The organism is Herbaspirillum sp. SJZ107, from assembly GCF_006715485.1.
Classification (GTDB): domain Bacteria; phylum Pseudomonadota; class Gammaproteobacteria; order Burkholderiales; family Burkholderiaceae_D; genus Telluria.
Genome location: NZ_VFNH01000002.1, coordinates 1,004,182 through 1,031,052 on the forward strand (window position 1 = coordinate 1,004,182; position 26,871 = coordinate 1,031,052).

Sequence of the window (26,871 nt, forward strand, 5' to 3'; positions counted from 1 at the left end):
AATACGCGGCTTGCCGCGCCCCGGGCACCTCGACCGTTTTCCATGCAATGAGACTCCGCGCATACCTCTTGATCATGATCGGCGCGATCATCCTGCCGATTTCCCTGTTTGCGGCCATTGCCCTGCAAACCCTGCTGAGTTCCGAGCGCGAAGCCGCGCTGCAGGCGCTCGGCCAGAGCGCCGCCGCCACCGCGCTGCTGGTCGACCGCGAACTGAGCAGTGCCGAGGCGGCGCTGCACGTGCTGGCGCGTTCGCCCCAGCTGGCGCAGGGCGACATGGCCGGCTTCTACGCGCATGCGAAAAGCGCCGACCGCGGCGACGGCGGACGCATCATCCTGTTCGACGCCGGCGGCCAGCAGCTGATCAATACAGTGGTGCCGTTCGGTAGCAAGCTGCCGCCGACGCGCGACGAGGTGCGCGCGCGTATCCGCCAGGTGATGGCGAACCGGAAGACCATGGTGTCGGACCTCGTCACCGGGCCGCTGCAGAAGAACCCGGTGACTGCGATCACCGTGCCGGTGCCGCTGCTCGGCGGCGAGCGCTACGCGCTGGGTTCGGTATTTTCACCCGATTATTTTTCCAGGGTGGTATCGCACCATCCAGCGCCGTCCAGCTGGACATTGTCGGTGATCGATCACAAGGGCCGCTTCATTGCGCGGCCGAGCGAACCGGCGCGCCTCGGCGAGCCTGCCAACCCGGGCCTGGTCAAGGCGGCAGCGGGCGCGGACCAGGGCCTGATCCGCTACCCCACGCATGACGGCGTGGACGCCTACCACGCCTTCGTCCATTCGCCGATGTCGGGCTGGACCATCGCGGTGGCCGTGCCGGCCAGCGAGATCGAGGGCGCGGCCCGCCATGCGGTGATGCTGGCCGCCGGCGGCATGCTGGTGGCCCTGCTGTGCGCCGCGCTGGCGGCAGTGTTCTTCGGGCGCCGGCTGGCCGCTGCCATCGGCGGCGCGGCCCAGGCCGCGACCCGGCTCAGCGAGGGCGGTGGCCTGGCGTCGGCCAGCGCCGCGGCCGCCGCCAGCAGCGGTATCGCCGAGTTCGACGCACTGCAGCGCTCGATCGGCGAAGCCGGCATCAAGCTGGCCCGCTCCGAGACCGAACGCGCTTCCCTGTTGCAGCGCGAGCAGCAGGCGCGCAAGCTGGCCGAGGCCCAGGTGCGTATCCGCGACGATTTCCTGGCCATGCTGAGCCACGAACTGCGCAACCCGCTCAGCGGCATCCTGGGCGCCGCCCAGCTGCTGCGCATCGAGAACGCCAACCCGGGCCAGAAGCGCCACGCCCAGGACATCCTGCTGCGCCAGGGCAAGCACCTGACCCGCATCGTCGACGACCTGCTCGACCTGGCGCGGCTGGCACGCGGCAAGGTGCGGCTCGACATGCGGCCGGTCGAGCTGGCGTCGGTGGTCGAGGCGGTGGTGGATGCGCTGCGCATGGCGGGACGCGTCGAGCAGCAGCTGGAGTGCCGCCTGGAACCGGCCTGGGTCCTGGGCGACCGCACCCGCATCGAGCAGGTGGTCGGCAACCTGGTCACGAATGCACTGAAATATACGCCGGCCCAGGGCCATATCGAGATCGCGCTGAAGTCCGGCGAGGACGAGGCGTGCCTGACCGTGCACGATTCCGGCGTCGGCATTGCGCCGGAACTGATGCCGACCCTGTTCGAGACCTTCGTGCAGGGCGCGGTGTCGCTCGACCGCGCCCAGGGCGGGCTCGGCATCGGCCTGTCGCTGGTACGCAGCCTGGTGACCCTGCATGGCGGTACCGTCACGGCCGCCAGCGAGGGCAGCGGCAAGGGCAGCACCTTCACGCTGTGCCTGCCGCTGCTGAAGGAAGGCGCGGACACCGCGGCGGTGGTGGAATCGGCGCCGCCGGCGGCCGCCAGCGAATCGGCGGTCTCCACGGTGCTGCTGATCGAGGATAACAACGATGCGCGCCACATGCTGTCGGCCCAGCTGTCGGCGGCCGGCTACCAGGTGTTCGAGGCCGACAACGGCGTCGACGGCATCGCGCTGGCGCGGCGCGAACGGCCTGACCTGGCCATCGTCGACATTGGCCTGCCGGGGATGAACGGCTACCAGATCGCGGCCCGCCTGCGGCGCGACCCGGATACGAAGATGCTGCGGCTGGTGGCGCTGACCGGCTACGGCCAGGAAGCCGACCGCCAGCTGGCGCTGAATGCCGGCTTCGACGCGCACTTCGCCAAGCCGCTGCAGTTCGAGTCGCTGGCCGATATCCTGGCCGGCGTGTCGAACGATTGATTACGATCGTTCGCGCTCGACCCGGTTGACGCCCGCCACCCGGCGCAGGTTGCGGATCAGGTGCGCCAGGTGCACCCGGTCCTTGACCTGGATCGTGAAGCGCAGCTGGGTCATCATGTGTTCGTCGTCCTCGTCCATGCCGACATAGGTGATGTTGGCGTCGGACTCGCCGATCTCGGCGGCGACCCGGGCAAGGATGCCCTTTTCGTTGTTGATCAGCAGGCGGATGCGGCAATCGAAGCGGCGATTCAGCTCGCCGCCCCACTGCACCGCGATCCAGCGGTCCGGTTCCTTCAGGCGCAGGCGCTTGGCCTGCGAGCAGTCGGCGGTGTGCACCACCAGGCCCTGGTCGCGGCGCAGCTGGCCGATGATCTGGTCGCCCGGGATCGGCAGGCAACAGGGCGCCAGCTGTACCGACACCCCTTCGCTGCCGTAGATCGTGACCGGATCGAGTTCGCCGCCGTGGCTCGGCTGCGCCGGCACGCTGTCGACGTCGCCGCCCTGCAGACCGACGATGTGGCGCGCCACCAATGCCGGCATGCGCTTGCCGATGCCGATGTCGGCGTACAGCTCGTCCATCGACTTGGCCGAGGATTCGGCCAGCAGGCGCTCGATCGTGCCCGCCGGGATCTCGCCGGAAACGCCCAGCTGGGCCAGCGCCGCCGCCAGCAGTTCACGGCCCAGTTCCACCGATTCGTTCAGGTTGATGGTGCGCAGGTAGTGGCGGATCGCCGAACGCGCCTTGCCGGTGCGGACGAAACTCAGCCAGGTCGGGCTCGGGCGCGAGTTCGGATCGGTCTCGATCTCGACGATGTCGCCGTTGTGCAGCTCAGTGCGCAGCAGCGCCGGTTCGTTGTTGATCTTGACCGAGACCGTGTGGTCGCCGATGCCGGTGTGGATGCTGTAAGCGAAGTCGAGCGGCGTGGCGCCGCGCGGCAGCGCGATGATCTTCGACTTCGGCGTGAACACGTAGACGGAGTCGGGGAACAGGTCGACCTTGACGTGCTCGAGGAACTCGGCCGAGTCGCCGGTCTGCTGCTGGATGTCGAGCAGCGACTGCAGCCAGGCGTGGGTGCGCTGCTGCAGGTCCGACATGTTCTGGTCACCGGTCTTGTACAGCCAGTGCGCCGCCACGCCGCTTTCCGCGGTGCGGTGCATTTCCTGGGTGCGGATCTGGAATTCGACCGGGGTGCCGTAGGGGCCGATCAGGCTGGTGTGCAGCGACTGGTAGCCGTTGATCTTGCGGATCGCGATGTAATCCTTGAACTTGCCGGGCATCGGCTTGTACAGCCCGTGCAGGGTGCCGAGCGCCACATAACAGTTGGGAATGGAATCGACGACGACGCGGAAGCCGTACACGTCCAGCACCTGCGAGAACGACAGGTGCTTGTTGCGCATCTTCTTGTAGATGCCGAACAGGGTCTTTTCGCGGCCGTAGACTTCGGCCTGGATGCCGGCCGCGGCCAGCGTGTTCTTGACCGCGTCGAGAATTTTCTTGACCACCTCGCGCCGGTTGCCGCGCGCAGCCTTGATCGCCTTCGACAGCGTTTTATAGCGCAGCGGGTACAGGTGCGAGAACGACAGGTCCTGCAGTTCGCGGTAGATGTCGTTCAGGCCGAGCCGGTGCGCGATCGGCACGTAGACTTCCATGGTCTCGCCGGCGATGCGGCGCTTTTTCGCCGGCACCATCACGCCCAGCGTGCGCATGTTGTGCAGGCGGTCGGCCAGCTTGATCAGGATGACGCGCACGTCGGACGCCATCGCCAGCAGCATCTTGCGGAAGTTCTCCGCTTGCGCTTCGACCACGCTCTGGAATTCGATCTTTTCCAGCTTCGACAGGCCGTCGACCAGGTTCGCGACCTGCGGCCCGAAGCGCTCGAGCAGCTCTTCCTTCTTGACGTCCTGGTCTTCGATGACGTCGTGGAGGAGGGCGGCCATGATGGCCTGGGCGTCGAGTTTCCAGTCGGCACAGATCTCGGCCACCGCGATCGGGTGCGAGATGTACGGTTCGCCGGACTTGCGGACCTGGCCGAGGTGCATCTCGTCCGAGAAGCGGTAGGCTTCCTTGACGCGCTTGAGTTCGGCGGGTGTGAGGTATTCGGCCAGCTTGTTGGCCAGGTGCGTGATCGACGCGACGCCCGGCGCGGGGGCCGGTTCGGCTTCCTGCGGCTTGCCGGCGCGGCTGGGCCGGCCCGGCTTGGTGGTGGTGCCTGAGTGGACGGAATCCGGGGGAGACAAGTTCATACTCTTTAAAATCAGCCGCTGTATGGGGACAGAATAACAGATTCAGGGGCTGGCGAAGGTGCAGGACTCAGCCGTGCAACGGAACGCTGAAACACCTTGTCTTTTTTGCCATTGGCAAAAAAAACTCCCTGCGAAGGCAGGGACCCAAGTTAGACGCATCGCGACGACGCTTGCAAACTTGGGTCCCTGCCTGCGCAGGGACGACGTTGAATCGGTTGGAATAGTGCCCCGATAAAACGGGCACCAACCCCGAATAATTACATCGGAACCTTTTTCAGCATTTCCAGGCCAACCTTGCCCGCAGCGATTTCACGCAGCGCGACGACAGTCGGCTTGTCCTTGGCTTCGACTTTCGGGGTGTGGCCCTGCAGCAACTGACGTGCGCGATAGGTTGCGGCCAGGGTCAGCTGGAAACGGTTCGGGACGTTTTTCAGGCAATCTTCGATGGTGATGCGGGCCATGGTGTACTCCTAGAGACTGGACGAATTAGACGAAAAAGTGTGATGCGCCGCTTGAACGGTCAGGCTTGCGATTGTTGCGCGTGGATTCCCAACTGGGCAAAGAGCGAGGCGTTGCGCGCCGCTTGTTGGGCGAAGCGGGCTCGTGTCGCTTTGACAATCGCCCCAAGCTCGGACAGGGCGACGTTGAACTCTTCGTTGATGATAACATATTCGAACTCTGGAGCGTGAGCAATCTCTCCGCCGGCCGCCAGCAGGCGGCGCGTGATGATGTGCGGCTCGTCGGTGCCGCGCTTGTTCAGGCGCTCTTCCAGCGCCGCGATCGACGGCGGCAGGATGAAGATGCCGGCCGCATGCGGAAACAGCTTCTTCACCTGGCGCGCACCCTGCCAGTCGATTTCCAGCAGGATATCGGTGCCGTTCTTCATTTCTTGTTCCACGGTCAGGCGGCTGGTGCCGTAGTAATTGCCGTGCACTTCCGCCCATTCCAGGAATTCGCCGCGGTCGGCGCGGGCGACGAAATCCTCGGCGCTGGTGAACTGGTAATGGACGCCATCCTGTTCGCCCGGGCGCGGCGGGCGCGTGGTGGTCGAGATCGACAGCTTGATGCCCGGTTCCTGTGCCAGCAGCGCATTGACCAGGGTCGATTTGCCGGCGCCGGAAGGGGCGGCGACAATGAACAGGCTGCCGGAAAAAGCGTTGGTGAGCATGGGTTTTGTTCCTTTGTTACGTTTTTTGATGTTCAAATGTTTGCGTGGGCACGTGGTGTCCACCCTACCACGTCACCGTAGGGTGGGCACTCCGTGCCCACGCGTGCTGCGCATGCGTACTGCGTGCGCCCGATCCGTTATTCCAGGTTCTGCACCTGTTCGCGCATCTGCTCGATCAGCAGCTTGAGCTCCATCGACGCATCCGCCAGTTCCTTGACCGACGCCTTGGCGCCCAGCGTATTCGCCTCGCGGTTCAATTCCTGCATCATGAAGTCCAGGCGCTTGCCGACCTGGCCGCCCTTTTTCAGGATGTGGCGCGTTTCGTTCAGGTGCGCCGACAGGCGCGACAGTTCTTCCGAGACGTCGATGCGGATGCCATACAGGGTGACTTCCTGGCGGATGCGCTCGAAGACTTCCTGGCGCGTCAGCACGGTCGGGTTGCCGTGGCCGGCCAGGCCGAGGGCATCCTGCATGCGCTCGATGGCTTTCTGCTGGAATTGCGAGATGACTTGCGGGATCAGGGGCGTGATGCGCTTGACGATGGCTTCCATCGCATCGATGCGCGACTGCAGCATCGCTTCCAGGGCCGCGCCTTCGCGGCGGCGGCTGTCGACGAAGGCGGCAACCGTTTTTGCAGTGAGGGCGGCGACGTCGGCCTGCAGCGACTCCTGGCCGATCTGCGCTTCCTCGATCACGCCCGGCCAGCGCAGCAGCTCGGCCACCGTCATCTGCGGCGCCGACACGAAGTGTTTGGTGACTTCGCCTTGCAGGCGCGCGAGATCCTCCAGCAGCGCCTGGTTCAGGGCTTGCGAGCCGGTGGCGGCCTTGCGGCCGAACGAAAGACGCACCTCGACCTTGCCGCGGGTGATGGCGGCCATGATGGCGGCCCTGAGGTCCGGTTCCAGCGCGCGCAGATCGTCGTTGATACGGAACTGCAGGTCGAGAAAGCGTGAATTGACACTCTTGATCTCGATCGTCAGCGTGCCGGCAGCGCCCTCGCTGGTGGCTACCGCGTAACCTGTCATGCTAGAAATGCTCAATGGAGTCCCCGGTTGCTGGAAGCCCCGGCCAACCGGCGCGGCTTGCGCCAGCGGATCGAGCTTCCCTTTATTCTTTACAAACCCGTGATTTATCCACACAATCGCCGTGTTTAGCAAGGACTACTCGCTCATGGCTGCACAAAATAATGCCCCCCTGCCCGATGGGCTGGAGATTGGCGGATATCGCATTGTAAAGAAAATTGCGTCCGGTGGGTTCAGTATTGTTTATCTTGCATATGATGGCGACGGCAATGCCGTGGCGATCAAGGAATACCTGCCCAGCGCCCTGGCATTGCGCCAGGCTGGCGAGCTGGCGCCCAGCATCCCGCGGCCCAACCTGCCGGTCTTCCGCATCGGCCTGAAATGCTTTTTCGAGGAGGGCAGGGCGCTGGCGCGCATCGTCCATCCGAACGTGGTACGGGTGCTGAATTTTTTCCGCGCCAACGACACTGTATACATGGTGATGGCCTACGAATCCGGCCACGCGCTGCAGGAAGTGGTGGCGCGCCACGTGGCGCGCGGCAGCCGCGCCGGCGAAGCCTTCATCCGCCAGGTGTTCACCGGCGTCTGCGCCGGCCTGCGCGAAGTCCACGCCAACAAGCTGCTGCACCTCGACCTGAAACCGGCCAACATCTACCTGCGCACCGACGGCACGCCGATCCTGCTCGACTTCGGCGCCGCGCGCCAGACCATCAACAGCGACTCGCCGGCGCTGGCGCCGATGTACACGCCCGGCTTCGCGGCGCCCGAGCTGTATTCGAAGGCGACGGCGCTGGGGCCGTGGACCGACATCTACAGCATCGGCGCCGCCATCTACGCCTGCATGGCGGGCGCGCCGCCGCAACCGGCCGACGGGCGCCGCCTCGACGATAAAATGGACGCCCAGTTCGGCAAGCTGGAAGCGGCGCGCGATCATTCGCCGGCCCTGATTGCGCTGGCCCGCTCCTGCCTGGCGCTGGATCCGCTGGCGCGCCCGCAAAGCGTGTTCGCGGTGCAGAAGGTGCTGAAGGAGGGCGCCGCGGCTGCAGCCGGCGCGGATGGCGACGACACCGGGCCCGCGCAGGCGCCCGCCACCGGCTGGCGCGGCCTGGTCGGCCGCCTCGGCGCCTTGGGCCGCAAGGACTGACTCGGAGACCCACGATGCAATTTTCCGTCTACCAGCAAAGCCACATCGGCGGACGCAAGGTCAACCAGGACCGCATGGGCTACAGCTACACGCGCGACGCGCTGCTGCTGGTGCTGGCCGACGGCATGGGCGGCCACCAGCGCGGCGAAGTCGCCGCCGCCATCGCCCTGCAGACCCTGTCGGCGCTGTTCCGCGCCCAGGCCACGCCCTACGTCAAGAAGCCCGAGCGCTTCCTGGAGGAAGCCTTCCAGCAGGCCCACCTCGACATCCTGCGCTATGCCGCCGGACGCGGCCTGCCGGACACGCCGCGCACCACCATCGTGGCCTGCCTGGTGCAGCACAACTGCGCGGTGTGGGCGCATTGCGGCGACTCGCGCCTGTACTGGGTGCGCCGCGGCCAGGTGCTGGCGCGCACGCGCGACCACTCGCACATCGAGCACCTGATCGCGAAAGGCCTGGCCGATCCGGCCGAACGCAATTCGCACCCCGACCGCAACAAGCTGTACAACTGCCTGGGCGCCTCGACCCTGCCGCGCGTGGACGTCTCGCGCCAGGCCGGCCTGGAACCGGGCGACGTGCTGCTGCTGTGTTCCGACGGCTTGTGGGGCGTGCTGCCGGATACCGAGATCGTGCACCAGCTGTCGACCCACACCATCGTGCAGGCGGTGCCGGACATGATCGGCATGGCCACCGCGATCGCCGGCAGCCGCGCCGACAATACCACCGCGCTGGCGATCCAGTGGCAGGGCGCCGGCGGCGCCGCTTTTGCCGGCGGCGACGACAGCGTGGTCTCGACCCAGATGCTGTCGGAAGGCGAGGTGAATTCGCGGATCGACGATGCCGGCGCCGGCCAGCCGCCGGGGCCGGGCAAGGACGGCGATCCGTTCGACGAGGACGACATCGAAAAGGCGATCGCCGAGATCCGCGGCGCCATCGAGAAATCGTCCAAGCTACTCAAATAACAAATCAAAGGAACCCACATGAGCAATGCCTCCCGCCCCAGCGGCCGCGCCGTCGACCAGTTGCGCAGCGTGCGCCTGACCCGCGCCTACACCAAGCATGCCGAAGGCTCGGTGCTGATCGAGTGCGGCGACACCAAGGTGATCTGCACCGCCAGCATCGAAGACCGCGTGCCCGGCTTCCTGAAGGGCAAGGGGCAGGGCTGGCTGACCGCCGAATACGGCATGCTGCCGCGCTCGACCCACTCGCGCATGGACCGCGAAGCGGCGCGCGGCAAGCAGTCCGGGCGCACCCAGGAAATCCAGCGCCTGATCGGCCGCTCGCTGCGCGCCGCGTTCGACCTGGAAGCCTTCGGCGAACGTACCCTGCACCTCGACTGCGACGTGATCCAGGCCGACGGCGGCACCCGCACCGCCTCGATCACAGGCGCCATGGTCGCCGCCTACGACGCCTTTTCGCGCCTGGTCGCGGCCGGCCTGATCCCGGCGGTCCCGGTGCGCCACTTCGTGGCCGCGATCTCGGTCGGCGTGGTAGCGGGGGTGCCGGTGCTGGACCTCGACTACATCGAGGATTCGGGCTGCGATACCGACATGAACGTGGTGATGACCGAGGCCGGGCATTTCATCGAGGTGCAGGGGACGGCGGAAGGGGCGGCGTTCGACCGCGCCGGGATGAATCGCCTGCTGGATCTGGCGGAGAAGGGGATCGGGGAGCTGGTGGGCTTGCAGAAGCGGACGCTGGGGTTGGTTGCTTGACCTTGCGCGCTCACGACAACCACCCGGTCAACCACGCCGGATGAAACGGCAACCCGAACAACCCGGCCCCGCCATAGAACACGCCCACGGCCGTGGGCACCAGGGCCGCCAGGTACAGCCAGCGCTCGCGCGTCAGCGTGGTGATCGCCAATAGCGACAGGGCCAGCGCCAATGCCGCGTCGCTCAGGTCGAACTGGTCGTCGCGGTAGTTCAGCGCATCGTAGGTGGCCTGGTCCTGCTTGGCCTGGGCCTGCACTTCTTCCTTCTTCTTCGCCTGGTCGGTCTCCAGCTTTTGCAGCTCGTTGATTGCTGCAGCGTATTCAGCCTGATGAGCAGCCTGCTCGGCGGCAGGGCGCGACAAGGCGCCCAGCCGCAGTTGCAGCAGCGTGGTATGCGCCTGTTCCTGACGCAGGTTGCGCGCCTGGTAGAAGGCCCAGTGGTCGATCTTGTCGGCCTGGGCTTGCTGCATGGCCTGCACGATGTTGTCGTCCTTGACCTTGCACACGCCCATGAAGGAAGCCAGCAGGGCCACGGTCAGGGCGACCTTGCGGTCGAGGCGGTTGTCGCCGGACGGCGGGACGTCGTCGAGGATGGCGTCGGGTTCCATGTTTCTCCTGTCAGGCCTGGGTGTTTTGCTGAATGCGCGGCACGTTCAGCATGCCGGTGCGGTAATCGTATTCATACAGTTCGCCGTAGCGGCCCCACTCGATCGCCACTTCCAGCATGCGCTTGGCCTGGCCGGCTTCCAGCGTGTCTTCCAGCAGCTCGAGGAAGGGTTCCTCGGCCAGCGTGCCGCTCGCGTCGTCTTCCAGTTCGCGGTGGATGCGCGCCGCCAGCGGCACGTGCTTCAGCAGCTGGCGTCCGAACAGGGCCTGTCTCTGGGCCTGGCCGGCCAGCGCATAGCGCCGCCCCAGCGGCGTCAGCGCGATGTCGCCGCGCTCCACGCGCGCCAGCCCGAGCAGGCCCAATGCCTCGTAGGCCGGGAACAGTTCCTCGTCCGGCAGCTCGGTGTCTTCGGACAGCTGCGGCAGGTCGGCGCGGCCGTCGAAGGGGGCGCCGGCCAGCAGGTCCAGCACGCTCTCGATGCGGCCGACGTCGGCATCCGGCAGGCGATAGTCGGGCAGGTCCGGACGTGCCGTTCCTGCGCCGGGCACCGTCGCGGCGGGCCGCATCGTCATCAGGCCGTAGACTTCGTCGACCAGCGCGCGCACTTCCGGGGTGTCGGCGTTGCGCGGGCGCGGCAGGTCGATGCGGATCTCGTGGCGCACCCGTCCCGGGTCGCTGGCCATGATGACGATGCGGTCGGCCATCATCACCGCTTCCTCGATGTTGTGCGACACCACCAGGATGCCGCGCGTCGGGATGCGCTTGCCGTCCCACAGGTCGAGGATGTCGCCGCGCAGCGTCTCGCCGGTCAGCACGTCGAGCGCCGAAAAGGCTTCGTCCATCAGCAGCACGTCCGGGTGCGTGACCAGCGCGCGCGCGATGCCGACCCGCTGGCGCATGCCGCCCGACAGTTCGCGCGGCAGCGCGCCGCCGAAGCCGGACAGCCCGATCAGGTCGAGCATGGCATTCGCGCGCTCGCGCCTCGCGGCAGGGGCCACGCCCTGCGCTTCCAGGCCGAGCTCGACGTTCTGCTGCACCGTCAGCCAGGGGAACAGGGCAAAGGACTGGAACACCATCGCCACGCTGGCCAGCGGGCCGCCGATCGGCCGCCCGCGGTACGCGGCCCGGCCGCCGTCGGCCGCCACCAGGCCGGCGACGATGCGCAGCAGGGTCGACTTGCCGGAGCCGGACTTGCCGAGCATGGCGACGATCTCGCCGTCGGCCAGGGTGAAGTCGACGCCGTCGAGGATGGTGCGCGGGGCGCCGTCGGCGCTGCGGAAGGCTTTCGAGACGCCTTTCAGTTCTACCAGATTAGTCATTTTTGCACTCCTCCAATCAACGGCTGCGGTCTTCGGCCAGCAGGTACAGCCTGCGCCAGAAGAAGCGGTTCAACAGCATCACGAATACGCACATCACCCCGATGCCGAGGGCGATGCGGTGGAAGTCGCCGGCATCGGTCATCTGCTTGATGTAGCTGCCCAGGCCATCGGCGACCAGCGAGGTCTTGCCCCAGGTGACGTACTCCGCCACGATGCTGGCATTCCACGAACCGCCGCTGGCGGTGATGGCGCCGGTGATAAAGCTCGGGAACACCGCCGGCAGGTAGACCCGCTTCCATTTCAGCCAGCCCGTCAAGCCCAGGTTGTCGGCCGCCAGGCGCAGCTCGGTCGGCAGCGTGGAGGCGCCGGCCACCACGTTGAACAGGATGTACCACTGGGTGCCGAACACCATCAGGGGGCTGAGCCAGACGTTGGCGTTCAGGTGGAAATGCACGATCGCGTACACCACGATCGGAAACATCAGGTTGACCGGGAAGGCCGCCAGGAACTGCGCCAGCGCCTGCACCTTTTGCGCATACACCGGGCGCAAGCCGATCCACACCGCCAGCGGCACCCACACCAGCGAGGCCAGGCCGATCAGCAGCATCACGCGCGCCAGCGTGATGGCGCCCAGGCCGGCCACGCGCAGCGTCTCGCTCCAGCCGACCTGCGCATGGATAAACAAGAGAAAACGCCAGCCGCCCAGCAGCGCCAGCGCCAGCAGGATGGCGTCGACCGTGCGCGGACCGAGGACGACACGCGGCCGCGGCGCCGCCGCGGCGCTGTCCGGCGCTGCCGCAAACCACCCCAGCGTGCGCCCGAGCAGCGCCCACACGCGCTCGCTGAAGGCGCGGATCCAGACGCTGCGCCGGCCCCAGTCGAGCAGCCAGGATTGCTGGGCGTGCTCGCCCTGCGACTCCTCGAAGCGGAATTTGTCGGCCCAGGCCAGCAGCGGGCGGAAGAACAGCTGGTCGTACAGCAGGATGCCGGCGAACATGGCGCCGATGGCCCAGGCGATCGCGCTGCCGTTCTTCTGCTCGATCGCCACCGCGATCCAGGCGCCGATGCCGGGCAGTTTGATGTCCTGGCCGGCCACCGAGATCGCCTCGGCCGCCACCAGGAAGAACCAGCCGCCGGACATCGACATCATCATGTTCCACAGCAGCGCCGGCATGGCATAAGGCAGTTCCAGGCGCCAGAAGCGCTGCCAGGCCGACAGCCGGAACACGCGCGCCGCTTCCGCCAGTTCCGGCGGGATCGTCTTCATCGACTGGTACAGGCTGAAAGCCATGTTCCAGGCCTGCGACGTGAAAATCGCGAACACGGCCGCGCATTCGACCCCGAGCAGCTTGCCGGGGAAGAGGGCGATGAAGGGCGCGATGGCGATCGCCTGGAAGCCCAGGATCGGTACCGATTGCAGCACGTCGAGCAGCGGCACCAGCACCTTTTCGGCGGCGCGCCAGCGCGTGGCCACCACCGCGAACACGAAGGTAAACAATAACGCGCAGCCGAGCGCGCTGAACATGCGCAGGATGGTGCGCAGCAGGTAGTAGGGCAGGTAGCCCGGGTCGAGCGCGATCGGGGTCGGCTGGCCCAGCACGAAGGGACGGGTCATCTGCATGGCGCCATAGGCGGCCAGCGCCAGCAGCGCAAGCACCAGCGGCAGCAGGGCCCAGTCCCAGCGGTTGGGCGTGCTGGTCAGGAACGACCGGCCGGTGCGCCCGGGAGTGAAAAGTTCGAACATCGGTATCTCCGTCGGGTAACAGGCTTCTCGAGAAACCGTAGCGAGCGGAAGCAGTTTTGATCGAGAAGCGCAGCTGTACGAAAGTACAGCGAGCATCGGAGGTCAAAAATGCGACGCGCAGTAGGTTTGTCGAGGCGCCTGAACGGCATACCTTTCATTCACGCTTGCGTGCGATGTGTTTCGATTGTTGTGGTGGTACGGAATCCATCATCCGCCTTTCGGCAGGATGAGGGCAGGGGTCTGCCTTATCTTGCCGAAGCGGGACCGGCGCCAGGCCGGCAACAACTGCCACTCGAACAAGTGCCCATGAAAGGACTCCACAAAATAAAAACACATCATAAAAGAGCCTGCGGCAATGCACCATTACCAGTTGGAAAGGTATGTCCGCAAACAACGCAAGCCGCTCTATCATTACTTGATCGTAATTTTTACCACGGCTTGGCGCCCCTATACTTGGCGCTATCGCCATGCCGGCAGCATGCTATAGTCGGCCGCGCCTTCCTGACCTTCATCCTGCCGAACCATGCTGAATTGCCTCGTGATCGAAGACGATGCCGAAACCCGCGACTACCTCGCCAGCGGCCTGCGCACCGCCGGCTATGCGGTGGTCGCGGAACACAACAGCGAAGCCGGCGCGCGCCGCCTGCTGGAAGCGCGCTGGGACGTGGTGGTGCTTGACCGCATGCTGCCGGGCCAGGTCGACGGCATCGGCCTGCTGGAACAGATGCGTGCCCGTGGCGACGCCACCCCGGTGCTGATCCTGTCGGCGCTGAACAGCGTCGACGAGCGCGTGCGCGGCCTGCGCGCCGGCAGCGACGACTACCTGACCAAGCCCTTCGTGATGTCGGAACTGCTGGCGCGCGTGGAAAACCTGTGCCGGCGCACCGCCTGGTCGCGCGAAACCAGCCTGCTGCAGGTGGCCGACATGCAGCTCGATTTGCGCACCATGCGCGTCACGCGCCACGGCAGCCCGATCGCGCTGCAGCCGCGCGAATTCCGCCTGCTCGAATACCTGATGCGCCACGAAGGCCAGATCGTCACCCGCACCATGCTGCTGGAAGGCGTGTGGGAATACCGCTTCGACCCGCAGACCAACGTGATCGACGTCCAGATCAGCCGCCTGCGCAGCAAGATCGACAAGGACTTCAGTCCGCCGCTCATTCACACCGTGCGCGGCGCCGGTTACCTGCTGAGCGCCGCGCCTTCGCATGGCACCACGGCTTAGCCTGCGCGGGTCGATCGCCGCCCGGCTGGCGGTCGGCTACGGCGTGCTGGTCGCGGCGGCGATGGCGGCGCTGTCGGCCATCGTCTACTTCGGCACGGTCGGCGTGTTCGAGCGCTCGATCGACAACACGATCCTGGGCGCCCAGGCGCGCCTGACGGACGCCTGGCGCGCTGGCGGCCGGCCCGCGCTGGTGGGCGAGATCGACGCCCAGCTGCACGACCTGAACGATACCGATACCGAGATGCTGGGGCTGGTCGGCGCCGGCGGGCGCCTGGTCGCCGGCAATCTGGGCAGCTGGGACCCGGCGACGCCGCCCGCCGACATCGCCGCGGGCCGGCTGGTGACGGTGCGCATGGCGCGCCGCGGCGGGCCGGCGCCGGTGCCCGTATCGGTGCGCCTGGCCGTCGTCGGCCTGGAGGATGGCAGCCGCCTGGTGGTAGGGCGCGACCTGGTCGACGTGGATGCGATCCGCAGCGTGGTCGAGCACGCGCTGCTGGTCAGCGCGGCGGTCTCGATCCTGCTGGCCTTCTTCGGCGCCCAGCTGTTCCGCGGGCGCCTGGAAGCGCGCATCGGCGAGATCCGCCGCACCACCGCGCGCATCGCCGCCGGCGAGCTGTCGAGCCGGATCGAAGTGCATGGCCGCGACGAATTCGCGCACCTGGGCCAGGACATCAACCGCATGCTCGACCGCATCGAAGCGCTGATGGAAGGCGTGCGCCACGTCTCCAACTCGATCGCGCACGACCTGCGCACGCCGCTCGGGCGCGTACGCAACCGCCTGGACCGGGCGCTGCAGGCCTCGGTCGACCCGGATGCGCTGGTGGCGGACGCGCGCATGGCCATCGAAGACATCGACGGCGTGATCTCGCTGTTCGACAAGCTGCTGCAGATCGCCGCGCTGGAGGCGGGCGTGCGCGCCGGCAGCTTCGAGACGCTCGACCTGGCGGCGATCGCCCAGGACATGAGCGAACTGTACGAGGCGGCGGCGGAAGAGCATGGGGTGACGCTGCGCTACACCGGCGCGCCGGAGGCAATGGTGCGCGGCGACCGCGACCTGCTGGCCAATGCCCTGGCCAGCCTGATCGACAATGCCATCAAGTACGGGCGCAGTGGCGGCCGCGTCGACGTCAGCGTGATCGTGCAGGAGGGCGCCACCGTGCTGGCGGTGCGCGACTACGGCCCCGGCGTGCCGGCCGGCGACATGGACAAGCTCACGCGCCGCTTCTACCGCGTCGACCAGAGCCGCAACCTGCCGGGCAACGGGCTCGGACTGTCGATCGTGGCCGCCATCGTGCAGCTGCACGGCGGGACGCTGGACCTGCGCGCCATCGCGCCGGGCTTCGAGGCGAGCATGCACTTTCCGGCGCAGCGGTAAAATACCTCTTTTTACGCGCTGTTCTTCCACGTCACCATGACCCAACGCCTCATCCTCGCCTCCAACAACGCAGGCAAGCTCACGGAATTCGCCCAGCTGCTGGCCCCGATCGGCTTCGACCTGCATCCGCAGGGCGAATTCAACGTCCCCGAAGCCGAGGAACCCTTCGGCACCTTCGTCGAGAACGCGCTGCAGAAGGCGCGCCACGCAGCGCGCCTGACCGGCCTGCCGGCGCTGGCCGACGACTCCGGCGTGTGCGTGAACGCCCTCGGCGGCGCTCCGGGCGTGTATTCGGCGCGCTATGCCGGCGAGCCGAAGTCGGACGCGCGCAACAGCGAAAAACTGATCGCCGACCTGGCCGCGCACGACGACAAATCCGCCTATTATTATTGCGTGCTGGTCTACGTGCGCCACGCCGACGATCCGCAGCCGGTGATTGCCGACGGCGTCTGGCGCGGCCAGATTGTCGAGGAAGCGCGCGGCGAGGGCGGCTTCGGCTACGATCCGCACTTCCTGCTGCCGGAACTCGGCAAGACCGCGGCCGAGCTGGCATCCAACGAAAAGAACGCCGTGTCGCACCGCGGCCAGGCGCTGCGCGCGCTCGTGGAAAAGCTGAAATGATTCCGATCAAACCCGTCAGCGATCTTGCGAGCAGCGTCACGGAGCCGGTGTCCCCGGCGACGGCGGCCCTGAAATACCTGCAGCCCGGTTCCCTGAACCTGACCGTGCTGCCGCCGCTGTCGCTGTACATCCACTGGCCCTGGTGCGTACGCAAGTGCCCGTATTGCGATTTCAACTCGCACGAATCGAACGGCCCGATCCCGGAAGCCGACTACCTCGATGCGCTGCGGGCCGACCTGGAAGCCTCGCTGCCGCTGATCTGGGGCCGCAAGATCCAGACCATCTTCATCGGCGGCGGCACGCCGAGCCTGATGTCGGCCGCGGGGCTGGAGCGCCTGATGTCAGACGTGCGCACGCTGCTGCCGCTGGCGCTGGATGCCGAGATCACGATGGAAGCCAATCCCGGCACCTTCGAGATCGAGCGTTTCAAGTCCTTCCGCGCCAGCGGCATCAACCGCCTGTCGATCGGCATCCAGAGCTTCAACGGCCGCCATTTGCAGGCGCTGGGCCGCATCCACGACGAGCGCGAAGCGCTGCGCGCGGTGGAGATCGCGCATACCTGCTTCGACAATTTCAACCTCGATCTGATGTATGCGCTGCCGGGGCAGACCCTGGCGGAAGCGCAGCACGATCTCGACACCGCGCTGGCCTTCGCCCCGCCGCACCTGTCGCTGTACCACCTGACGATGGAACCGAACACGGTGTTCGCCAAGTATCCGCCGCAGCTGCCCAGCGACGACGAGAGCGCCGACATCCAGGACATGATCGCGGTGCAGACCGCCGCCGCCGGTTACCGGCACTACGAAGTGTCGGCCTATGCCCAGCCGGGCCGGCAGGCGCGCCACAACCTGAACTACTGGGAATTCGGCGACTACCTCGGCATCGGCGCCGGCGCCCATTCGAAGCTGTCCTTCCCGCACCGGGTGCTGCGCCAGGCGCGCTTCAAGCAGCCGGCCTCCTTCATCGAGGCGGCGAAACGCGGCAATGCGGTGCACGAGGAACACGAGATCGGGCGCGACGAGATGGGCTTCGAGTTCATGCTCAACACGCTGCGGCTGACCGGCGGCTTCAACCCGAACCTGTTCGGCGAGCGCACCGGCATGTCGATCAATGCGATCGACAAGGCGCTCGATGCGGCCGAGGCCAAGGGGCTCATCTACCGCGATTTCAAGCTGATCAAGCCGACCGAACTGGGGCAGCGCTTCCTCAACGACCTGCAGGAGATGTTTCTGGGGGAGTAGGGCGGATCAGGTCCGGGCCCCCGCCGCCAGGGCCGTGATGGTCCTGGCCAGCCCGGTCACCACGCGTGCCACGCTGTCGTAGTCGAGCTTGTCCGGCGTATCCTCGGCCGTGTGGTAGTAGGGATAGCGCATGAACGCCGTGTCCGTGATCATGATCGCCGGATAGCCGAAGCGGTTGTAGGAACTGTGGTCGGACAGGGTCACGCCCTGCACGTAGGCAGGCGCCGCCAGGCCGCGCGCCGGGAAATCGGAGGCCGCCTGGAAGGCCGACAGCGCATCCTGCACCAGGCGCGAGGATGCCAGCGTGCCGACGAAGGCAATAAAGTTGCCGGTATCGGGATAGCGCTTTTCCAGGCCCGGCGGCAGTTGCTGGCTGTGGCGCACCTGCGAGTAGTAGCCGATGGTTTCCAGGATCAGCGCACCCTCGACCTTGTGGCCGTCCGCATGCAGCTGGCGCGCATGGCGCACGCTGCCCATCTCCTCGCCCTGGAACCAGGGCGGTTCCTCGTTCACGAAAAACACGAATTTCACTTCGGTGCCCGCGCTCGGGCGCATCGCTTTCAGCAGGCGCGCCAGCTCCAGCACGGCCGCGGTGCCGCTGCCGTTGTCGTTGGCGCCCGGCGCGCCCGGCGCGGAGTCGTAGTGGGCGCCGATGATGAAGATGCGCGCCGGTTTGGCACCGGCGGCGACGTTGGCCACCGACACCTCGATGTTGCGCACCTTCTGGCCGCCGGCCTCGTACACCTGGCGCCGGATGCGGTAGCCCTCGCTCCCCAGCACCCCCTCGATGTAGACCGCAGCCTGCTCCAGCGCCCGCGGCGTGGCCGTGTTGTGCTCCTCGGAAGCGATTGCGGCGACATGGGTGCGCAGGCGCGCGGACAGGGACGGTTCAGGCATGGGGGCCGAGCTCGGGCTGATGGTGGCCATCGCCAGCAGGATCAGGAGCACGATGGCGACGATGGCTTTCCAATGGGTGCGGAAAAAGGTTCGCATGGCGTCGGGGGCGCCGCAAAAGGCGGACGCACCTGGTAGACCATGCCTGGGCACAGGAGTTCTGCGCAACAAAAAACCGGGGCCGGTCTTGCGATTCCATCATACCGAAATCGCAAAACCGGCCCCGGCTGAGGGACCGTCAATCGTGCGCGTGATCAGGCGGACATCAGCGCGCTGCGGTGGCCGCCGGTGCCGGATCGGTCCAGCCGCCGCCCAGCACGCGGTACAGCGTGACCTGGTTCTGCAGGCGCGCCAGGTTGGCTTCGATGGCCTGCTGCTGCGCCGTGAACAGCGAACGCTGGGCATCCAGCAGGTCGAGGTAGCTCGCCGTGCCGCTGCGGTAGCGCAGGTCGGACAGGTTGAAGCGGTCGGCTTCGGCCTGGGCCACGGCCTGCTGGGCCCGCAGCTGCTCGCTGAAGGTGGCCTGGCCGGCCAGCGCATCCGCCACTTCGCGGAACGCGGTCTGGATCGCGCGTTCGTACTGGGCCACCGCGATGTCGCGGCCGGCCTGCGCGCTCTCGACGCCGGCGCGGCGGGCGCCGAAGTCGAACAGCGGCAGGATCGCCTGCGGGGCGAAGGTCCAGCCGAAGGAACCGCCCTTGAACAGGCCCGACAGCTGGGTGCTGGCGCTGCCCGCGGTGCCCGTCAGCGAGATGTTCGGGAAGTAGTTCGCACGCGCGGCGCCGATGTTGGCGTTGGCCGCGATCAGCTGCTGCTCGGCCGAACGGATGTCCGGACGCGAGGCCAGCAGGTCCGACGGCAGGCCGGCCGGCAGGTCGGGCAGGTTGGTGTTGGCCAGGGTCAGGCCAGGCGGCAGGTTATCCGGCAGCGGCTGGCCGACCAGCAGGGTCAGCAGGTTGATGTCCTGGGCGCGCTGGCGCTGGGCCTGGGCCAGCGTGGTGCGCGCCTGTTCCACCAGCGACACCGCCTGGTCCAGGTCGAGCTTGGACGAGACGCCGTTCTCGAAGCGCAGCTGCGACAGGCGCAGCGATTCCTCGCGGGTCTTGAGGGTCTGCTGGGTCAGGCTCAGCAGTTCCTCGTCGGCCAGGAAGGTCAGGTAGGTGTTGGCCACCTGGGCGACCAGGCTGATCTGGGTCGACTTGCGCGCTTCCTCGGTCGCCAGGTATTGGGCCAGCGCCGATTCGGTCAGGTTGCGCACCCGGCCGAACAGGTCCAGCTCGAAGGCGGAAACCGCCAGGCCGGCCTGGTACACGTTGTTGACGCCGGCGCGGCTGCGGTTGGCGGTGACCGCCGCGTTGATCTGCGGGAAGCGGTCGGCACGCTGGATCTGGTAGGCGGCGCGCGCCTGCTCGATGTTCAGGATCGCCACGCGCAGGTCGCGGTTGTTGGCCAGCGACAGCGAGATCAGCTGCTGCAGGCGCGCATCGGCGAAGAAGCGCTGCCAGCTGGTGTTGACCGGGGCGTCCGGGGCCACCGGGTTGCCGCTGTTGACGGTGCCTTCCACGGTCGGGAAGGCGCCGGCCACCGGCGCGGCCGGGCGCTCGTACTTGGGCGCCAGGTTCACGCAGCCGGCCATGGCCAGGGCCAGTACCAGCGGGGTCAGGCGTTTTGCCTGGAGGGTCATGGTTTCAAATGACATATTCATCAGATTTTTTCCTTCACGACGCTGTCGGTATCCCGGTGCTGTGCACGCAGTTCCTGCTGGCGCTTGCTGCCCTTGAAGAAGCCGCGGATGACCACGAAGAACACCGGCACGAAGAACACGCCGAGCGCCGTCGCGGTGATCATGCCGCCCATCACGCCGGTACCGATGGCGCGCTGGCCTGCCGCGCCGGCACCGCTCGCGATCACCAGCGGCAGCACGCCGAGGATGAAGGCCAGCGAGGTCATGATGATCGGACGGAAACGCAGGTGGGCCGCTTCCAGCGCCGCCTCGAACGGCGACTTGCCCTGCTCCTGCAGGTCCTTCGCGAATTCCACGATCAGGATCGCGTTCTTCGCGGCCAGGCCGATGATGGTGATCAGGCCGACCTTGAAGTAGACGTCGTTCGACATGCCGCGCATCGACGCCGCCAGCAGCGAGCCGAGCACGCCCAGCGGCACGACCAGCAGCACCGCGACCGGGATCGACCAGCTTTCATACAGCGCCGCCAGGGCCAGGAACACGGCCAGCAGGGCGAAGCCGATCAGCACGAACACGGTCGAGCCGGACAGGATTTCCTCGCGCGACTGGCCGGTCCATTCGAACGCGAAGCCGGGCGGCAGCTGGGCTGCCAGGCGCTGCATTTCTTCCAGTGCCTGGCCGCTCGAGTAGCCCGGGGCCGGTTCGCCGGTGATCTTCATCGACGGATAGCCGTTGTAGCGCACGGTCTGCATCGGACCGGTGACCCACTCGGTGGTGGCGAACGAGGACAGCGGCACAGTACGGCCCTGGTTGTTCAGGGCATTGATGCGCAGTAGGTCTTCCGGCTGCATGCGGTCCTTGGCGTCGGCCTGCACGATGACGCGCTGCAGGCGGCCGGCGTTCGGGAAGTCGTTCACGTAGCTCGAACCCAGCGAGGTCGACAGCGCCTGGTTGATGGCGCCGAAGGTCACGCCCAGGGCTTGCGCCTTGTCGCGGTCGATGTTCAGCTTCAGCTGCGGTGCGTCTTCCAGGCCTTCCGGACGGATGCCGGTCAGGACCTTGCTCTGCATCGACATGCCCAGCATCTGGTTACGTGCCTTGACCAGCGCTTCGTGGCCGTTGCCGCCGCGGTCCTGCAGGCGGAACGAGAAGCCGGTGCCGGTACCCAGTTCGGGGATCGGCGGCGGGCTCACCACGAAGATGAAGGAGTCGCGCAGGGCGCCCATGTGCATCGTGATGCGGTTGGCGAACGATTGCGCATCGTGGCCGTCGCCCTTGCGGTCGTCCCAGGATTTCAGCGGGATGAAGGCGAGGCCCATGTTCTGGCCCTGGCCCGAGAACGAGAAGCCGGTCACGGCCACCATGTTCGCGTATTCCGGCTGCTTCATGACGTAGTCTTCCATCGCGCGCAGCACGGCACCGGTACGTTCGGCGCTGGCACCCGGCGGCAGCTGGATGTTGGCGATCACGTAGCCCTGGTCTTCGTTCGGCAGGAAGGCGTTCGGCAGGCGGGTGAACATCAGGCCCACCAGGCCGATCAGCAGCACGAAGGCGACCAGCGTGCGGCCGGCACGCTTCATGATGGCGCCGACGATGCCCTCGTAGCGCTTGGCGCCGCGGGTGAAGGTGCGGTTGAACCAGCCGAAGAAACCGCGCTTGTCGTTGTGGTGGCCGGCTTCGACCGGCTTCAGCAGGGTCGCGCACAGCGCCGGCGTCAGGGACAGCGCCAGGAAGGCCGAGAAGGCGATCGAGGAGACCATCACCGCCGAGAACTGGCGGTAGATGTTGCCGACCGCGCCGGAGAAGAAGGCCAGCGGCACGAACACCGACATCAGCACCACGGTCACGCCGATGATGGCGCCCGAGATCTGGCCCATCGCCTTGCGCGTGGCCTGCAGCGGCGGCAGGCCTTCCTCGGACATGATGCGCTCGACGTTCTCGACCACCACGATCGCATCGTCGACCACGATACCGATGACCAGCACCATGCCGAACATGGTCAGCACGTTGATCGAGAAGCCCATCGCCAGCAGACAGGCGAAGGAACCCAGCAGCGCCACCGGCACCACGATCGTCGGGATGATGGTGTAGCGGAAGTTCTGCAGGAAGATGTACATCACGATGAACACCAGGATCACCGCTTCGATCAGGGTCTCGACCACCTGGTGGATCGAGATCTGGATGAAGGTGGTCGAGTCGTAGGGAATCGCATACTTCATCCCGTGCGGGAAGAACTTCTGCAGTTCCTTCATGCGGGCCTTGATCAGGTTCGCGGTTTCGAGCGCGTTACCGGACGGCGACAGCTGGACGCCGATACCGGCCGCCGGCTTGCCGTTCAGGCGCGCCGTGGTGGAATAGGCCTGGCCGCCGATTTCGATGCGGGCCACGTCCTTCAGGCGCACGGTGGAACCGTCCGGATTGGCGCGCAGCACGATGTTGCCGAACTGTTCGACATTGCTCAGCTGGCCGGCGACGATGACGGTCGCGGTGATCTGCTGGCCCTGGGCCAGCGGCAGGTCGCCGATGGTGCCGGATGCCACCTGGGCATTCTGCTGGCTGATCGCGGTGTTGACGTCGGACGGCGACAGGTTCAGGCCGACCAGCTTGGCCGGATCGATCCAGATGCGCATCGCCTTTTCGGTACCGAACAGCTGGGCCTGGCCCACGCCCTTGATACGCTGGAGTTCAGGCAGCACGTTGCGCGACGCGTAGTCGCCCAGCGCCACCGGATCCCAGTTCGGGTCGTCCGAGGACAGGATGGTGAACAGCAGGAAGTTGGAACGTGCCTTGTCCACGCGCACGCCCTGCTGGGTCACGGCCGGGGGCAGGCGCGGGGTCGCGCGCGACAGGCGGTTCTGGACGTCGACCTGGGCCAGGTCGGGGTCGGTGCCGGTCTCGAACGAGATGGTGATCGTACCGGTGCCGTTGGCCTGGCTGGTCGATTCCATGTAGATCATGCCTTGGGCGCCGTTCATCTCGCGTTCGATCACGGAGATGACGGAGTCTTCCAGCGTCTGGGCCGATGCGCCCGGATAGGCGACGGTCACGACGATCGAAGGCGGCGCCACGGTCGGGTATTGCGCGATCGGCAGGGACTTGATGGCGACGCCGCCAAGCACCATGATGAACAGCGCGATCACCCAGGCAAAAATGGGGCGGTCAATAAAAAAACGTGCCATTGAATTTCCTAATGCTTATTGGCGGGTCTGGCCGGGCGTCGCGGCGCCGGCGGCGGGCGAACCGTTGGCCGGGGTGCGGGCGCTGACGGCGGCGTTCTGCGCGCTAGCGCCGGACGCGTTCGGCTGGGCCGGGTTGCCGGCGGCGGCCGGGGCCGAGTTGCCGGTCTGCGGGGTCCAGGCCACCGGCTGCACCGGGGTGCCCGGCGGCAGCATCTGCAGCTTCTGGAAGCCGTCGACCATGACGCGCTCGCCTTCCTTCAGGCCGTCGACGACGACCCAGTTGGCGCCTTCCTGCGAGGCGATCTTGACGGTGCGCGAGACCGGCTTGTTGTCGGCGCCGACCACCATCAGGGTATCGCCGTTCTGGCCGCCGCGGGTCACGGCCTGCTGCGGGATCAGGATGCCGGCCGGCAGCTCGGCCTGGGCCAGGCGCACGCGCACGTACTGGCCCGGCAGCAGGGCGTTGTCCGTATTGGCGACTTCGGCGCGCAGGGTGACCTGGCCGCTGGTCTGGTCGACCGTCACGTCCGAGAACAGCAGCTTGCCCTGGCGCGGCAGCACGGTGCCGTCGTCCAGCACCACGGTGACCGGGATCGCCGAGTCGATGCCCTTGCCGCCCGCCTTCTTGCGCAGGTTCTGCAGTTCGGACGCCGACTGGGTGATGTTCAGGTACATGGCGTCGGTCTGCTGGATCAGCGCCATCTGGGTGGCTTCGGTGGCGGACACCAGCGCGCCTTCGGTGACCAGCGCGCGGCCGATGCGGCCGGAGATCGGCGCGTACACGTTGGCGTAGTCGACGTTGATCTTGGCGATGCGGGCCTGGGCCTTGGCCGAATTCACGTCGGCCTCGGCCTGCTTCTGGGCGGCCACGGCGTTCGTGTATTCCTGCTTGCTGACGGCGTTGGCTTCGACCAGCGGCTTGTAGCGCTCGACCACGGCAGCGGTCGAGGTCAGGTTGGCCTGGGCGCGGCCGACCGCGGCCTGGGCAGCGTTCAGCTGGGCCTGGTAGGGATCCGGATCGATCTGGAACAGGGACTGGCCCTGCTTGACCACGCTACCCTCGGTGAACAGGCGCTTCAGCACGACGCCGTTGACGCGCGCACGCACCTCGGCGACGCGGATCGCCTGGACGCGGGCCGGCAGTTCGGTTTCCAGCGCCACCGGCTGGAACTTGGTGGTGATGACGCCGACTTGCGGCGGCGGCATCTTGGCGCCGGCGCCGGGGCCGGCCTTGGCGGCATCGTCCTTGGAGCCGCAGGCCGACAGCAGGGCCACGGCGACCAGGGTCGATGCGGCGATCCTGGTGAGGGTCAGGGAAGTGGAGTGAGCAGAGCGCATTATTAGTATGCTTCCTTCGTTGAATTAAATGCAACAACGCCCGCGGTATTGGCTTGAGTGCCGCGTGCGTTTTTATTGCTGACGTATGGAGAAACCCAGATATACTATCATGAGTGTATGTTTAATGTTTCTGACCCCCCAAAAATTGAGAGAGCAATGAATGGCCCGCAGGACTAAAGAAGAGGCCGCCGCCACGCGAGACAGCATTTTGGATGCAGCTGAAAAATTGTTCGTTCAACAGGGCGTATCCCGAACGACGTTGCAGCATATCGCAACCGAAGCCGGCGTGACGCGCGGCGCAATCTATTGGCATTTTGACGACAAAGGCGCCTTGTTCAACGCCATGATGGAACGCGCCACGCTGCCGCTCGAGGCCGAGCTGCAGGTGCTGGACCAGACCGAATCGGACGATCCGCTGGGCGACCTGCGCAATTACATGGTGGCAGTGCTGCGCCGCACCGTCGAAGACCCGCAGGCGCGGCGCGTGTTCGAGATCGTGACGCTGAAGGTGGAATTCGTCGACGACGACGACATGAGCGCCGTGCGCCAGCGCCGCAGGGACAACCTGAGCAAGTGGATGGCGCGTGCCGAGCGCCGCATCAAGCTGGCCAAGGAGAAGGGCCAGATCCGCTGCGACGGCGATCCGGCCACGGCGGCGCTCGCGATGTTTGCCATGATCGACGGCCTGATCCGCAACTGGATGTTCGATCCCGAGCGCTTCGACCTGATGAAGATGGGGCAGTGCCTGATCGATCCCTATGTGGACGGGTTGCGCCTGCGCGGCAGTTAGCACGGCGTTCGACTTCGCACGGTGTTCAAATAGTCGTGTTCTAATAAGAGCATGACGACTTCACATCTTCCGCCCGCCCACGCCGGGCGCACCGCGGCCGCCGTCTGCCTGGCCGCCATGATCGCCCTGGCCGTGGCCATGGGCGTCGGCCGCTTCGCCTTCACCCCGCTGTTCCCGCTGATGGTGCGCGACGGCCTGCTCGACAGCCAGGCCGGCGCCTGGCTCGCCGCATCCAATTACCTCGGCTACCTGATCGGCGCGCTGAGCGCCGCCCGCGTCACCCTGCGCCCGGCGCTACTGATGTCCGCCGGCCTGGCCGCCACCGTCGTCATCACCGCCGCGGTCGGCTGGACCACGGCCCCGCACATCTGGATCGTGTTGCGCTTCCTGGCCGGCATGGCGAGCGCCTGGACCCTGGTCGCGACCGGCACCTGGGGACTCGGCTGGCTGGCGGCCATCGGCCGTCCCGGCCTGGCCGGCGTGCTGTTTTCCGGCGTCGGCCTGGGTATCGCCGGGGCCGGGCTGTACTGCCTGTTGCCGGCCGGACCGGCGCCATCCTCGCCCGGCATGTGGGTCGGCCTGGCCGGGGTGGCGGGCCTGGCCGCGCTGCTGCCGCTGGCGATCGGCTGGCGCCTGCCGGTGTACATGGCCGGCCCCGGCCCGGCAGGCAGCACGCCGCGCGCGCCGGCCGCGCCGCGTCCCACCGCCGGGCTGGTGGCCTGCTATACCCTGTTCGGCTTCGGCTACATCCTGCCCGCGACCTACCTGCCGGCGCTGGCGCGGCAGCTGGTCGACGATCCGCAGGTGTTCGGCCTGGCGTGGCCGCTGTTCGGCAGCGCCGCCGCGCTGTCGACGCTGCTGGTGGCCTGGCGCCTGGGGCGGGTCAACCGGCTGGCGCTGTGGTCGGTGTCGAGCTTCGTGATGGCGCTCGGGGTGCTGCTGCCGGTGGTGTGGAGCACATTGCAGGGCGTGGTGCTGGCCGCGCTGCTGGTCGGCGGCACCTTCATGGTGATGACGATGGTGGCGATGCAGGAAGCGCGGGCGCGCGCCGAGGCCCAGGCGACCCGGGTGCTGGGCCGCATGACGGCCGGCTTTGCCGCCGGCCAGCTGGCCGGGCCGCTGGTGAATGCGCTGATCGCGCGCTTTGCGCCGAACGCGGCGGCGGCGCTGCACCTGGCGCTCGGCATGTCGGCGGCCGGTTTGCTGGCAAGCAGCTATTATCTATGGCGAGAATTCAAGGCAGGAAGCGCCGCTACAGCGTGATCGACCGCTACCTGATCCACCATACTTCCATCGAG

21 protein-coding genes are annotated in these 26,871 nt (G+C 67.0%); 10 read left to right on the forward strand and 11 right to left on the reverse strand.

Translation table 11 applies throughout. The annotated features are described in order from the left end of the window. Positions 1 to 47: 47 nt before the first annotated feature. Positions 48 to 2,264: an ATP-binding protein gene (locus FBX97_RS14130; RefSeq protein WP_141832604.1), complete on the forward strand. Its 2,217-nt coding sequence runs from the start codon at positions 48 to 50 to the stop codon at positions 2,262 to 2,264. Here the strand turns inward: FBX97_RS14130 and FBX97_RS14135 are convergent, their stop codons facing one another. The 4 genes from FBX97_RS14135 to FBX97_RS14150 all read right to left on the reverse strand — a co-directional run bounded on the left by FBX97_RS14135 (position 2,265) and on the right by FBX97_RS14150 (position 6,701). Beyond that, positions 2,265 to 4,508 carry a bifunctional (p)ppGpp synthetase/guanosine-3',5'-bis(diphosphate) 3'-pyrophosphohydrolase gene (locus FBX97_RS14135; protein ID WP_141832606.1) on the reverse strand — a complete coding sequence of 748 codons (2,244 nt, stop codon included), beginning with the start codon at positions 4,506 to 4,508 and terminating at the stop codon, positions 2,265 to 2,267. 257 nt (positions 4,509 to 4,765) lie between these two features. Continuing rightward, complete coding sequence (gene rpoZ / locus FBX97_RS14140; protein WP_005665923.1) at positions 4,766 to 4,969, reverse strand: DNA-directed RNA polymerase subunit omega; 204 nt, start codon at positions 4,967 to 4,969, stop codon at positions 4,766 to 4,768. A 59-nt stretch (positions 4,970 to 5,028) separates the two neighbouring features. Beyond that, the gene (gmk, locus tag FBX97_RS14145; RefSeq protein WP_141832608.1) at positions 5,029 to 5,676 is read right to left on the reverse strand and encodes a guanylate kinase; all 648 of its coding nucleotides are present in this window, start codon (positions 5,674 to 5,676) and stop codon (positions 5,029 to 5,031) included. 137 nt (positions 5,677 to 5,813) lie between these two features. Next, the gene (locus tag FBX97_RS14150) at positions 5,814 to 6,701 is read right to left on the reverse strand and encodes a YicC/YloC family endoribonuclease (RefSeq protein ID WP_141832610.1); all 888 of its coding nucleotides are present in this window, start codon (positions 6,699 to 6,701) and stop codon (positions 5,814 to 5,816) included. 145 nt (positions 6,702 to 6,846) lie between these two features. Between FBX97_RS14150 and FBX97_RS14155 the strand changes: the two genes are divergently transcribed. From FBX97_RS14155 to rph, 3 genes are read left to right on the forward strand one after another with little or no spacing between them, the layout of a single operon-like run. After that, a complete protein-coding gene (locus tag FBX97_RS14155; protein ID WP_141832612.1) occupies positions 6,847 to 7,842 on the forward strand; it encodes a serine/threonine-protein kinase in 996 nt (331 codons plus the stop codon). Between the two features lie 14 nt (positions 7,843 to 7,856). Next, a complete protein-coding gene (locus tag FBX97_RS14160; protein WP_141832614.1) occupies positions 7,857 to 8,804 on the forward strand; it encodes a PP2C family serine/threonine-protein phosphatase in 948 nt (315 codons plus the stop codon). A gap of 18 nt (positions 8,805 to 8,822) precedes the next feature. After that, a complete protein-coding gene (rph, locus tag FBX97_RS14165) occupies positions 8,823 to 9,557 on the forward strand; it encodes a ribonuclease PH (RefSeq protein WP_141832615.1) in 735 nt (244 codons plus the stop codon). A gap of 10 nt (positions 9,558 to 9,567) precedes the next feature. Here the strand turns inward: rph and FBX97_RS14170 are convergent, their stop codons facing one another. The 3 genes from FBX97_RS14170 to FBX97_RS14180 are packed head-to-tail and all read right to left on the reverse strand — an operon-like array spanning position 9,568 to position 13,226. Further along, on the reverse strand, positions 9,568 to 10,164 hold the full coding sequence (locus FBX97_RS14170; protein ID WP_141832617.1) for a DUF4337 domain-containing protein: 597 nt from the start codon (positions 10,162 to 10,164) through the stop codon (positions 9,568 to 9,570). Positions 10,165 to 10,174: 10 nt separating this feature from the next. Further along, complete coding sequence (locus FBX97_RS14175; RefSeq protein ID WP_141832619.1) at positions 10,175 to 11,482, reverse strand: nitrate/sulfonate/bicarbonate ABC transporter ATP-binding protein; 1,308 nt, start codon at positions 11,480 to 11,482, stop codon at positions 10,175 to 10,177. Positions 11,483 to 11,498: 16 nt separating this feature from the next. Continuing rightward, complete coding sequence (locus FBX97_RS14180) at positions 11,499 to 13,226, reverse strand: ABC transporter permease subunit (protein ID WP_141832621.1); 1,728 nt, start codon at positions 13,224 to 13,226, stop codon at positions 11,499 to 11,501. Between the two features lie 523 nt (positions 13,227 to 13,749). Between FBX97_RS14180 and FBX97_RS14185 the strand changes: the two genes are divergently transcribed. Genes FBX97_RS14185 through hemW form a run of 4 tightly spaced genes read left to right on the forward strand, consistent with a single transcriptional unit; the run spans position 13,750 to position 17,688 of the window. After that, a complete protein-coding gene (locus tag FBX97_RS14185; RefSeq protein WP_304599195.1) occupies positions 13,750 to 14,451 on the forward strand; it encodes a response regulator transcription factor in 702 nt (233 codons plus the stop codon). After that, entirely contained in the window at positions 14,435 to 15,826 is a 1,392-nt protein-coding gene (locus FBX97_RS14190; RefSeq protein WP_141832623.1) for a HAMP domain-containing sensor histidine kinase, read from the forward strand. The genes FBX97_RS14185 and FBX97_RS14190 overlap by 17 nt, the downstream gene beginning before the upstream one ends. Positions 15,827 to 15,862: 36 nt before the next feature. Continuing rightward, entirely contained in the window at positions 15,863 to 16,447 is a 585-nt protein-coding gene (gene rdgB, locus FBX97_RS14195; protein ID WP_141832625.1) for an RdgB/HAM1 family non-canonical purine NTP pyrophosphatase, read from the forward strand. Beyond that, positions 16,444 to 17,688: a radical SAM family heme chaperone HemW gene (hemW, locus tag FBX97_RS14200; RefSeq protein ID WP_141832627.1), complete on the forward strand. Its 1,245-nt coding sequence runs from the start codon at positions 16,444 to 16,446 to the stop codon at positions 17,686 to 17,688. The genes rdgB and hemW overlap by 4 nt, the downstream gene beginning before the upstream one ends. A 6-nt stretch (positions 17,689 to 17,694) precedes the next feature. On the opposite strand, the gene FBX97_RS14205 is transcribed toward hemW, so the two are convergent. From FBX97_RS14205 to FBX97_RS14220, 4 genes are all read right to left on the reverse strand, one after another. Then, a complete protein-coding gene (locus FBX97_RS14205; RefSeq protein WP_141832629.1) occupies positions 17,695 to 18,681 on the reverse strand; it encodes a M28 family peptidase in 987 nt (328 codons plus the stop codon). Between the two features lie 166 nt (positions 18,682 to 18,847). Then, entirely contained in the window at positions 18,848 to 20,287 is a 1,440-nt protein-coding gene (locus FBX97_RS14210) for an efflux transporter outer membrane subunit (RefSeq protein WP_141832630.1), read from the reverse strand. Then, positions 20,287 to 23,445, reverse strand: a complete 3,159-nt coding sequence (locus tag FBX97_RS14215) for an efflux RND transporter permease subunit (RefSeq protein WP_141832632.1) — start codon at positions 23,443 to 23,445, stop codon at positions 20,287 to 20,289. Before FBX97_RS14215 ends, FBX97_RS14210 begins: the two co-directional genes overlap by 1 nt. 15 nt (positions 23,446 to 23,460) lie before the next feature. Next, entirely contained in the window at positions 23,461 to 24,783 is a 1,323-nt protein-coding gene (locus FBX97_RS14220; protein WP_141832634.1) for an efflux RND transporter periplasmic adaptor subunit, read from the reverse strand. A gap of 160 nt (positions 24,784 to 24,943) precedes the next feature. Between FBX97_RS14220 and FBX97_RS14225 the strand changes: the two genes are divergently transcribed. Together FBX97_RS14225 and FBX97_RS14230 are read left to right on the forward strand one after the other, a co-directional pair. After that, entirely contained in the window at positions 24,944 to 25,573 is a 630-nt protein-coding gene (locus FBX97_RS14225; protein ID WP_141832636.1) for a TetR family transcriptional regulator, read from the forward strand. Between the two features lie 51 nt (positions 25,574 to 25,624). Further along, entirely contained in the window at positions 25,625 to 26,836 is a 1,212-nt protein-coding gene (locus FBX97_RS14230) for a YbfB/YjiJ family MFS transporter (protein WP_141832638.1), read from the forward strand. The last annotated feature ends 35 nt before the right edge of the window (positions 26,837 to 26,871 follow it).

Bases quoted from the DNA above. Each gene is read 5' to 3' on its own strand.
- FBX97_RS14230 (WP_141832638.1), top strand. From the start codon at position 25,625: ATGACGACTTCACATCTTCCGCCCGCCCACGCCGGGCGCACCGCGGCC.
- FBX97_RS14180 (WP_141832621.1), bottom strand. From the start codon at position 13,226: ATGTTCGAACTTTTCACTCCCGGGCGCACCGGCCGGTCGTTCCTGACC.
- FBX97_RS14175 (WP_141832619.1), bottom strand. From the start codon at position 11,482: ATGACTAATCTGGTAGAACTGAAAGGCGTCTCGAAAGCCTTCCGCAGC.
- gmk (WP_141832608.1), bottom strand. From the start codon at position 5,676: ATGCTCACCAACGCTTTTTCCGGCAGCCTGTTCATTGTCGCCGCCCCT.
- rpoZ (WP_005665923.1), bottom strand. From the start codon at position 4,969: ATGGCCCGCATCACCATCGAAGATTGCCTGAAAAACGTCCCGAACCGT.
- FBX97_RS14160 (WP_141832614.1), top strand. From the start codon at position 7,857: ATGCAATTTTCCGTCTACCAGCAAAGCCACATCGGCGGACGCAAGGTC.
- FBX97_RS14185 (WP_304599195.1), top strand. From the start codon at position 13,750: ATGCTGAATTGCCTCGTGATCGAAGACGATGCCGAAACCCGCGACTAC.
- hemW (WP_141832627.1), top strand. From the start codon at position 16,444: ATGATTCCGATCAAACCCGTCAGCGATCTTGCGAGCAGCGTCACGGAG.
- FBX97_RS14130 (WP_141832604.1), top strand. From the start codon at position 48: ATGAGACTCCGCGCATACCTCTTGATCATGATCGGCGCGATCATCCTG.
- FBX97_RS14210 (WP_141832630.1), bottom strand. From the start codon at position 20,287: ATGAATATGTCATTTGAAACCATGACCCTCCAGGCAAAACGCCTGACC.
- FBX97_RS14215 (WP_141832632.1), bottom strand. From the start codon at position 23,445: ATGGCACGTTTTTTTATTGACCGCCCCATTTTTGCCTGGGTGATCGCG.
- rph (WP_141832615.1), top strand. From the start codon at position 8,823: ATGAGCAATGCCTCCCGCCCCAGCGGCCGCGCCGTCGACCAGTTGCGC.
- FBX97_RS14190 (WP_141832623.1), top strand. From the start codon at position 14,435: ATGGCACCACGGCTTAGCCTGCGCGGGTCGATCGCCGCCCGGCTGGCG.
- FBX97_RS14150 (WP_141832610.1), bottom strand. From the start codon at position 6,701: ATGACAGGTTACGCGGTAGCCACCAGCGAGGGCGCTGCCGGCACGCTG.
- FBX97_RS14170 (WP_141832617.1), bottom strand. From the start codon at position 10,164: ATGGAACCCGACGCCATCCTCGACGACGTCCCGCCGTCCGGCGACAAC.
- FBX97_RS14135 (WP_141832606.1), bottom strand. From the start codon at position 4,508: ATGAACTTGTCTCCCCCGGATTCCGTCCACTCAGGCACCACCACCAAG.
- FBX97_RS14225 (WP_141832636.1), top strand. From the start codon at position 24,944: ATGGCCCGCAGGACTAAAGAAGAGGCCGCCGCCACGCGAGACAGCATT.
- rdgB (WP_141832625.1), top strand. From the start codon at position 15,863: ATGACCCAACGCCTCATCCTCGCCTCCAACAACGCAGGCAAGCTCACG.
- FBX97_RS14155 (WP_141832612.1), top strand. From the start codon at position 6,847: ATGGCTGCACAAAATAATGCCCCCCTGCCCGATGGGCTGGAGATTGGC.
- FBX97_RS14205 (WP_141832629.1), bottom strand. From the start codon at position 18,681: ATGCGAACCTTTTTCCGCACCCATTGGAAAGCCATCGTCGCCATCGTG.
- FBX97_RS14220 (WP_141832634.1), bottom strand. From the start codon at position 24,783: ATGCGCTCTGCTCACTCCACTTCCCTGACCCTCACCAGGATCGCCGCA.